This window comes from Ruminococcus flavefaciens (assembly GCF_900108555.1).
GTDB lineage: Bacteria > Bacillota > Clostridia > Oscillospirales > Ruminococcaceae > Ruminococcus > Ruminococcus flavefaciens_P.
In genome coordinates, this window is the sequence record NZ_FNWV01000017.1 from 1 (window position 1) to 9380 (window position 9380).

Genomic DNA, 9380 nt, shown 5'->3' on the forward strand with positions numbered 1-9380 from the left:
TAGTCGGTGCTTATGGCAATGAGGTCACACCCGTTCCCATTCCGAACACGGAAGTTAAGCTCATTCGCGTTGACGATACTTGGCTGGCGACGGCCCGGGAAACTAAATCAGTGCCGACACTATATATTCCTCCTTAGCTCAGTCGGTAGAGCACTCGGCTGTTAACCGAGTTGTCGCCCGTTCGAGCCGGGCAGGGGGAGCCAATTAAGTCCAATTCAAATGAATTGGACTTTTTTTGATGCTGTTTATAATAAAAGGCAGTAGAAAAATCATAAAAAATAACAAAAAAGGCAGTTGAAGTGAAATAAAGCTGCCTTTTTTGTTATCCTACCAATTATTATTACAACAAGTATACAATATGTTATAAAACTATGAATAATTGCTATTTTCTCTTGACAAAATATACTAAATGTGATATTATATATATAAAGATAAAGCCTCAACGTTAGGAGGATAACATATGAACGAGCAGGAAAACAGTTTTAAGAACAGAGTAAAAACCCAAGGTTTTACCCTCATAGAGCTTATTGTTGTTATATGTATCATAAGTGTTCTTGCAGCTATGCTTGTTCCGAGTATTATGGGGTATGTTGAGCTTGCAAGGAACAGAGCTGACGTAAGTGCTGCTGATGTCATATGCAAAGCTATACAGGTCGAGTGTGCTATGGACGCTGACAAGATAGAGTCGTTTACAAGAAATCCATGGAAAGCTGGCGTTAACGCTGACGGCAGTAAGTATGATGCGGACGATCACGGGTATGTTTATGTGGATCAGAACGAAGTTCGTGTAAGCAGCTATGCGATCGCAAAGATACTTGAAGAAAACGGCTACATCAAGTCCGCAGGCAAGAATACAGGTGACATAAAAGAGTATAAGTTCAAAAAGGATCAGTGCATCGGACTTATATGCAAGTCGAGAAAGAAATGGTATCGTTTCCAGATAAATATCAATTATCGTGACGGTGAGATACACTTTACTTATTCGGCTAATTCCAAGGACGGAGAACGGTATAATACATCAGGTCAGAGCAGCGGAACTAATCTTCACGATCAGAGAGCATCTGAGATATTCGCAGGTATGATCGGCGGAGAGGCTGACGACATCGTTTCTCTTCCAAAATTATAATCGCCCCCACTCCATTTATATAAAGCCCCCTAATTTATATAAGCAAAAAAACACGCCCCTGCGTGTTTTTTTGTTTGTATCAGAATTTTCCTATACTTACAAGCTGTGCGGTGAACATCTTGCATTTGGGGCAGAATGTTATTGAGCCCCGTGTCTTTCTGAGAAGTGTGGAATGACACCCGGGACATTCGTGCCTGAATTCTATGGTCAAAGTAAAATCCTTCTGATTTAAGGACATTTCTTTTGCTATCTGTACGGAAAACTGTCTGCACTCCATACACTGATAGAGGTCTGTATCACAGTTGACATACATCTTTTCGCGTTCATTCTTTATGAGCTGCCTGACGGTCTCTCCGTATTTTCCGTATAGAACGGCACTGCGCAGTTCTTCTTCTGCTTCTTCGGTCCTCTTTTTGTAGTCTTTTGTCATAAGTCTGCCGCCAACGAAGAATTCTTCTTCATATCCACATTCGTCGCATTTATACTTGTAAGATGTTCCCATAGTCACCGCTCCTTTCGTATTATATTTTATATTAACACAAGTCAGTAAAAAAATCAAGTATATTATAGCTCTTCCTTTGGCTAATTAGGTATTTTATGTAGTTTTTATGTCGAATTTTTATCAAATTCATAGATTTGTATTATTGTCTATTGACTTTTTTTAAAATAGTATGCTATAATGTGATTATAAAATTATATGGGGGTATATGTATGGTTATAAGGCATATTAATGAAAAAGATGATTATTCAGCTGTCAGAAACATATACGAAAAGAGCTGGAAGTTTGCATATAAAGGGATAATTCCGCAGGATTACCTTGACAATATACCGAAGGAAAAGTGGGGCGGCAATATCCTGAAAAACGGAAGGACGGAAATAGGCGCTTTTGAGGGCGACAAGATAGTTGGTACTGCAAGCTTTTGTCCCTCACGCTGGGATAATTTCAGCAGCTGCGGCGAGATAGTTACTATTTACCTGCTGCCTGAGTATATCGGCAGGGGAATAGGCTCTGAGCTTCTTAAAGCCTGCATTGCAGAGCTGGAGCTTTTAGGCTTTACGTCAATTCTTATCTGGGTACTTGAGGATAATTACAGGGCACGGCATTTCTATGAAAATCACGGCTTTGTAAATACTGAAGATCACATGAGCTCTGAGATAGGCGGTAAGGTGCTGCAAGAGGTAATGTACATCAGGAGAAAATAACATATCCTCTGAGAGAGCCTACAATGACGTTTACGGCGCGTTCGATGATAAGAGTATATTCTGTTGTTATATTTCTCTGTGCCGCTCCTGATGATTTTAAAGGCTGTCAGACTATGCTGATGCTATAGCATAAAAATTACGCTTCGGCAGGCGTTTATATGCCGTTACAGGGACAAATATGAATTAGATGTTAACAAAATTTGCATTTCACGCACAAAAAACGCATTTCACGCTTTATATATTGCTTTTGTCACAAAGATGTATTATCATTAATATGTTGCTTGTGATGAGCACAAAGGGTACAATGAGAATGAATGACATAATGGCTTTCATAAAATTAGTCCCTATTCGTACAGACACTGCTCCCTCAGTGTTTGTGCGTTTATATTGCACACAAAAAGAGCAGTTCTTCCCGAACTGCTCTTTTGTTTTATCTGTTTACTGCCTGTGCTATGGACTCGACCTTTTCGAGGCTCTTTGTTGCGGGTATAGCTGACAGGACAGCTATGATGATATTGAATACCAGTGAAAGGGCAACTACTATGATGATAGGCACGATCACCTTGCTCAGCTGTTCGCTCCATACAGGTATAAATATGAGAACACCGAGGATAGTGCCGACTATTGCAGCGGTAGCCGAGAACATGATAGTTTCCATAAGCACGCTCTTGCGGAGCTGTTTTCGCGTCATACCTACACTCCTGAGCATCATAAGCTCGCGGCTTCTGTTGAGTACGCTGGTATTTACGGAGTTTATCATTGAGAGTATACCTACCAGCCATATGGATATGAGGAAGGCAAGAACTATTTTTACGATAGCGTTGATGTATGAACTGAGTCCTGTGCCTGCGAAGTAAGTGTCCAGTGTTTGCGAGACGATATGCTTCGCACTGAAATCATTTATCACTTCCTTTGCTTCCTCATAGTGCTGAGGTGAGGCTTTGAGCTTGATATAGTAGTATGCATTGAAATCTGAAGTGTTTTCAATAGGTATGAGGATAGTATTGTTATAGCCCTTTTCCATTTTGCTTCTTACAGTACCGATAAACTTCATTTCTGTATCCGTACCTACGAATTTGATAGTTGATTCTTTTTCTACAGCAGTAAATACACGTTCCTTTTTTTCGGTATAGTTTTTGAAAACGGACTTAGATGCAACGAGCTCGTCGTAGCTCATGCCTGTAAGCTCGTCAAGCTTTTCGGCTTCATATTCGTCACGGTTGACAGATTCTATACGCGCTCTTCTTGAGTTTTCACCCGGGTTGAGGAAAGTACCTGATATTAGCATGGAGTCTATATCTTCCGAATATGTGAACGTTCTTTCGCCGTAGACCTCTATTTGGACTTTTTCAAAGATGTTCTTGTCGCCGAATGAGTTTTTTATAGTGGCAACAGGGTCTCTATCAGCTTCACCGTAATATTCATCTATCCAGAAATCGTATACTTCATCGTTATTGATATCTTTCATTTCCTTATAGGTGTTTATGGCAATAAGAGACGAGAATGTAAACATAAGCACACCCAGTCCCATTGTGATAGTGGAAACGATGAAACGGCTCTTTGCTGCACCTATATTCTTGCGAGTATAGCGGCGCAGGAATTTCTTTGAGTTTAGGTCCAGCTTCGACTTTGATTTTTTTAGCTTTTTCTTTCCGCGCTTTGGCTTGCCAAAATTGAGAGCTTCGGCAGGCGAGAGCTTTCTTGCTGCCCACATTGCCGATGTGTAGGCTGAGATAAGTACAGCTATGAGGCAGAGGAATATTGCCATCCCGATAAATGCAGGCTTTGCCGAGAATTCAAACATTGAAAATCCGATATTACTGAATGAATTTATTGACGAGCGGCATATGAGCAGTGCGGCTATTATGCCTAAAGGTATGGCTGTGAAGATGTAGAATATAGCTTCTGCCATAACTACTGTTGCCACTTGCAGCTTTGAAGCTCCCATGACGCGGAGTGCAGCGAAGTGTGTGCTTCGCTCTTGTACTGCCATTTCAAAGGCGTTGTCGATGACAAATCTTGCTATGAACCACGCTATAAGAAGGAGTATCAGCCCCGGTACAACAAAGCTGGGGATAATACTGCTTATGGCATCTGAGCTCTTCCATTCAAGGGCAAGGAGCATGGTATTTGTAGGAACGCCGAATTCCGTTTTGTTATAGAAATCCTTGTCATAATCAAAGCCCAAGTCTGTGAAAAGCTTCTTTACGGCTTCGTCAAAGTCTATGTTATCGGTGATACGGATATACATTTCTTTCGTATCATCGCCATTATATATTACATCGGGATTTTTTTCGGATATTTCCGCATAGCTGAGCTTTTCGCCGCTTGTATTCAATATGTCGATGAATTTCTCCGTTGAGCGCAGTGTATCTGTGAAGCCTGCTATCTTTATGGTGTACTCCACAGGTTCACCGTAGGTTATATCGACTATAGGAGTATCATCGAGGTAGATGCCCTTGTTATTTGCAAGTAAGTCGCCTATTTTGGCTTTGCTTGCTTTGATTTGCAGTTCTTCCGAGAGCTCATCGTATTCCTCGTCATAAAAAGTGTATTCTGTACCGTATTTTTCTTTAAGCTCGGAACGCATTTCTTTCATTATCTGCGAGCTTTCATCGTATTTTCCGTTAGCAGGACGTATAGTAAAGGTAACTGTGTCGCCCTCCTTATATCCCATATCCTCGAATATCCTTGATACATAGATACCCTCGCTTTTGTTCATGGAAATTGCTCCGTCTGTTTCATAATGGCTTATGAGTTCGGCATTTCCGTTACAATTGGTTATATCTGCAAATTTGACTCTGTGGCTTGTTTTGCCGTCGGATATTTCAAAGAAGCTTGCTCCGAAGCGAACTGTTGCCAAAGAAATGTATTCGTGACTGTAATAGCAGTAATCGTCCACAGAGGGGTGACCTTTTACGGTCTCCATAGCTTTTTCGGGGTCTTGAGTATGTTCTATCCAGTTTTCAACGTCAAGCTCCCACGTACCGCTTTCGTCTATTTCATAGTTGAGCAGGGTAGTGAAGATACTGCTTCCGTATGCGCAGACTGTTGCAAGTATGAATGCCGAAAGGGTTATGCACATAAATGTAAGTATCGTGCGGAGCTTTTGGCGGCGGATATATTTCAGTGACAGTGCAATAAGATGTTTCATATCATCGCCTCCTTATTCCGAGAGGACTCCGTCTGTGATGCGGCAGATACGGTCTGCCTGAGCAGCTATGCTGCCGTCATGGGTTATGAGTATGAGAGTCTGATTGTACTTCTTGATAGAGCTTTTGAGGATAGAGATTATCTCGCGGCTGTTTTTGCTGTCGAGATTTCCTGTAGGCTCGTCCGCAAGGATTATTCTCGGCTTATGGATAAGTGCCCTCGCAAAGGCTACACGCTGCTGCTGACCGCCCGAGAGCTCGTGAGGGTAGTTGTTGCGCTTTAAGTCAAGCCCCGTGAGCTTGAGGAGCTCCTCGAGGAATTCCTTGTCGGTAGGAGTGTTGTCAAGGTTCAGCGGCAGAACTATATTTTCTTCAACATTGAGCACGGGTATGAGATTGTAGTTCTGAAAAATAAAGCCTATACTCTTTCTGCGGTAGGCGGACAGTCCGTTATCGTCCATTGTGGTGATGTCCCTGCCGTTGAAGATTATCTTGCCGCTTGTGGGACGGTCGAGTGAGCCTAAGCAGTTTAGGAGAGTAGTCTTGCCGCTTCCGCTCTCGCCTGTAATGGCTAAGAATTCACCTTGCTTCACTTCAAGGTCTACATCGTTGAGGGCAAGAAAGGCGTTTTCGCCTGCACCGTATTCTTTTTTGAGTTTTTCGGTTTTCAGAATGATGTTGTCGTCCATAATGATACCTCCGTTCCTTATTGTAACTTTAGTTTAACACGGTTATCTTACTGTAATGTTACAAAAACAAAAAAAGCTGAAAATTTTTTCAGCTATCAGAAGGATATGTTTGATTGATCGTAGGGACGACCATTGGTCGTCCGCAAGGTACGATGAGATTATAACGGGCTGCCAAAGGCAGCCCCTACAATGCGTTCATGTTATTTGTACTGTTGCTAACGGGACGCCGAGGGCGGCGTCCCCTACAGCACAGAGTTACGGGACGATCGGGCGAACACTGTTCGCCCCAACACATGGTTACAATATACATAATGGCTGCGTTGCACACGGGCGAGCGGAACTCGCCACTACGTATCATATCTTGTTATTTATTGCGTAAGACTCGGGACGCCGAGGGCGGCGTCCCCTACAATTCTAAGCACTAACAACTCACTCTTTGATAAAGACGAATTCAAAGCGTGTGCCTTTGCCGACTTCCGAATACACCATTATATCTCCGCCGTTGGCGCGGACTATCTTCTGTGCGATAGACATACCAAGTCCAGAGCTGTACATAGTCTTGTCGTTGGAACGGCAGGAGAAGCGTTCAAACAGCTTCGGTATCTCTTCCTGGGGTATGCCCTTGCCGTTATCGGTAACAGCTAGTGTTATCATTATGGGGTCATCTTTCAGTTCCAGCGATATTTCTGTACATTCGGAGTGGTCTGCGGAGTTTTTGATAATATTCTCCACAGCCTCGCACAGCCAGCCCTTGTCACAGCTGAGATTTATATCGTCGGAGAGGTTCTCGGTCACATTTATGCTTTTGCTTCTGAGAAGGGGAGACATACGCTTTACGGCTATCCTGCATATCTCCGCAGGGGAATTTATCTCCATGTTGTACTCTACAGCATTTGCGTTGAGCTTGGCAAGCTTTATGGCTTCGATAACGAGCTTTTCCATACTGCTGAGATTGAGCTGTATCTCGTCCGAGAGCTTGTCACGGTGCTCCTGAGATAAGTCGTCAAGCTCGCTGAGCATATCGGTATTGAGCCTTACTACGGCGAGAGAAGTCTTTATCTGGTGAGAGAGGTCAGTGAGGAAGTCGCGGAGAAATCTCTGCTCGCTGTTTAGCTTGAAGTGGAGATTGTTCATGCGGTCGGCAAGAGTGTCTGCGGCTTCGGATATCCGTCGTACACAGCCTAAGTCCTCGCCGTAAAGACCTATAGTACCGTCAGTTTTGTCGGCTGCGTTAAGGCAGTCAGCACGGAGCTTTTCGAGGTCGCGGTATATGTTCATAAGCTCATGTATCGCTATGACGAACCATATCAACGATAACGAAGCCATGACTGCAAATATGGCAGTGAATATAGTAGTGCGCACGGATTTGTAGCTGTGCATTATCGTAGGGGAAAGTTCGCGGTCGATACTGTAGCCGCTGAGTTTTTCCTCGGCTCTTGCTATTGCAGCATCATCGGGAGCACCTGTGAATTTTCCGTCACCTATCGCCGAAAGCTCGGCTGTTATCTGCTCTCTTACTATCCTGTCGGCGCAGAGCTTTGATATGCCCCAAGCGGCTGCTGCGGATATACATATCATAAGCAGAAGTATGAGCAGAAGCTTTCGCGGAGCACGGTTGTTTATAAATCGGTCTGTTCTGTCCATTTATAGCCCATTCCTCTCTTGGTGACTATCCTGCCGCTGCCTGTGGTCTTGCTGAGCTTTTCGCGCAGACGGCTGATATTTACCGAAAGGGTGTTGTCGTTTACAAAAATTCCCTTTGAGTCCCAGAGATATTCCAGTATCTGTTCACGGGTAAGGTACTGCTCACGGTTCAGCATGAGATAGCTGAGAAGCTTCTGCTCCACCGCAGTAAGCTCCATTTCGGGCACATCGGGTACTCGTCTGAGATTTGCGCGTATACGTGAGAAAAGCTCACGGAGACGGAAAGGCTTTGTTATATAGTCATCGCCGCCGCTGTCAAGTCCTCGGACTATATCAGCTTCGTCATCGCATGAGGTAAGGAATATGACGGGAGTCTGTATCTTCTTCCTCAGCCGCTTGCAAAGGTCAACACCGCTGCCGTCGGGAAGCATGACATCGAGTATTATAAGGTCTGCTTCGGGTGCGTGGAGCTCGGCTGCCGCTGTTGTACTGACTGCGATAACTGTGTAGCCTTCGGATCGTAGAGCAAGAGAGATATTGCTGTTGAGCGTTTCATCGTCCTCAACGAGAAGTATGGTGTTCATTTTTTCACCTCGTTTGTAAAAGCTGCTTTAATTCTAACATATAATCCTTCAAAAATCAAGAATAGTGATTAGTTGTTAGTGCTTAGTGCTTAGTGCTTAGTTGTTAGTGAGTAGTGAGTAGAAAGTAGTGAGTAGTAGGGGCTGATACCTACATCAGCCCGTGTGCCAAGTAACCATTATATATGCCGTAACTATATGTAGGGGACAGCGTCCTCGACGTCCCGAGCTATTAGACGTTAGCTTGTAGGGGCTTCCAGCACTGCTTATTTGGCAGTCTGCGCCTTACAATACAAGTAACATGAACGCACTGTAGGAAACGCCTCCTGCGTTTTACAGATAGTGCTGTAAGCGATGTACGATTATTGGGGTTGATGAGAGTGAGCGAGTTTACGAGCGACAACGTGGTTAGGGTGCAGCGTCACGCTGCAAAAAAAGCTGCATCGCGGAGGATATCCGCAATGCAGCTTTGAGTTATCAATATCTGTAGATAGAACCGTCTTCGATGCTCTGGAGAACACCTGCACATAATCCCTTCCACTGTGCAACTTCTGCCTCGTCATAAGAAATGACCTTCTTAGCCCAGTTGCTACAATGAGCGCAGGCGTTAGGAGCTGTCTGACCATCTTCGAGGATATCGTTTACACAGAGTGAATTTGCGCAGTTATTGTTTTTGATGAAGTGCTCAAGGAAGCCGTCAAGCTTCTTGTTATCAACATAGAGCTTAGGAAGGTGCATAGTTCTTCCGTAATTCATCATAGCCTCTGGCTTGAGCTTGTCCATCCATCTCATCTTAGGTACTCCTGGAGGAGGACCGCCTACAGGCATACCGGCTGGAGGAGCAGTGATACCGTTCTTCTTTGCCCATTCCTCAGGCTCGCCAGGTCTTGGAGGTCTGCCTTCCATTACCCACGGAGGAGGACCGCCTGCAGGCATACCCATTGGAGGACCGCCTGCGCCCATAGGAGGCATACCCATTGGAGGA

At 44.2% G+C, this 9380-nt stretch carries 7 protein-coding genes, 1 tRNA gene, 1 rRNA gene and 1 pseudogene; 4 read left to right on the plus strand and 6 right to left on the minus strand.

Annotated elements, in window-relative coordinates:
* Window positions 1-2: 2 nt before the first annotated feature.
* The 3 genes from rrf (at window position 3) to BLW60_RS15030 (ending at window position 1126) form a co-directional block, all read left to right on the plus strand.
* A 5S ribosomal RNA gene (gene rrf / locus BLW60_RS15020) occupies window positions 3-119 on the plus strand.
* Between the two features lie 8 nt (window positions 120-127).
* Window positions 128-203 (plus strand) — tRNA-Asn (locus BLW60_RS15025).
* A gap of 257 nt (window positions 204-460) precedes the next feature.
* The gene (locus tag BLW60_RS15030; protein WP_074718834.1) at window positions 461-1126 is read left to right on the plus strand and encodes a type II secretion system protein; all 666 of its coding nucleotides are present in this window, start codon (window positions 461-463) and stop codon (window positions 1124-1126) included.
* 79 nt (window positions 1127-1205) lie between these two features.
* Here the strand turns inward: BLW60_RS15030 and BLW60_RS15035 are convergent, their stop codons facing one another.
* Complete coding sequence (locus tag BLW60_RS15035) at window positions 1206-1628, minus strand: hypothetical protein (protein WP_074718836.1); 423 nt, start codon at window positions 1626-1628, stop codon at window positions 1206-1208.
* A 209-nt stretch (window positions 1629-1837) separates the two neighbouring features.
* On the opposite strand from BLW60_RS15035, the gene BLW60_RS15040 reads away from it, so the two are divergent.
* Window positions 1838-2329: a GNAT family N-acetyltransferase gene (locus BLW60_RS15040; protein WP_074718838.1), complete on the plus strand. Its 492-nt coding sequence runs from the start codon at window positions 1838-1840 to the stop codon at window positions 2327-2329.
* A gap of 430 nt (window positions 2330-2759) precedes the next feature.
* On the opposite strand, the gene BLW60_RS15045 is transcribed toward BLW60_RS15040, so the two are convergent.
* The 5 genes and pseudogenes from BLW60_RS15045 to BLW60_RS16925 form a co-directional block, all read right to left on the minus strand.
* Window positions 2760-5483: an ABC transporter permease gene (locus tag BLW60_RS15045; RefSeq protein ID WP_074718840.1), complete on the minus strand. Its 2724-nt coding sequence runs from the start codon at window positions 5481-5483 to the stop codon at window positions 2760-2762.
* 12 nt (window positions 5484-5495) lie between these two features.
* Window positions 5496-6170, minus strand: coding sequence for an ABC transporter ATP-binding protein (locus BLW60_RS15050; protein ID WP_074718842.1), 675 nt, complete (start codon window positions 6168-6170; stop codon window positions 5496-5498).
* A gap of 429 nt (window positions 6171-6599) precedes the next feature.
* Window positions 6600-7814 (minus strand): sensor histidine kinase, encoded by a 1215-nt coding sequence (locus BLW60_RS15055; RefSeq protein WP_074718844.1) that lies wholly within the window; start codon window positions 7812-7814, stop codon window positions 6600-6602.
* A complete protein-coding gene (locus BLW60_RS15060; protein ID WP_074718847.1) occupies window positions 7790-8398 on the minus strand; it encodes a response regulator transcription factor in 609 nt (202 codons plus the stop codon). The genes BLW60_RS15055 and BLW60_RS15060 overlap by 25 nt, the downstream gene beginning before the upstream one ends.
* A 474-nt stretch (window positions 8399-8872) precedes the next feature.
* Window positions 8873-9380: pseudogene (locus tag BLW60_RS16925) on the minus strand (hypothetical protein); the annotation flags it as partial.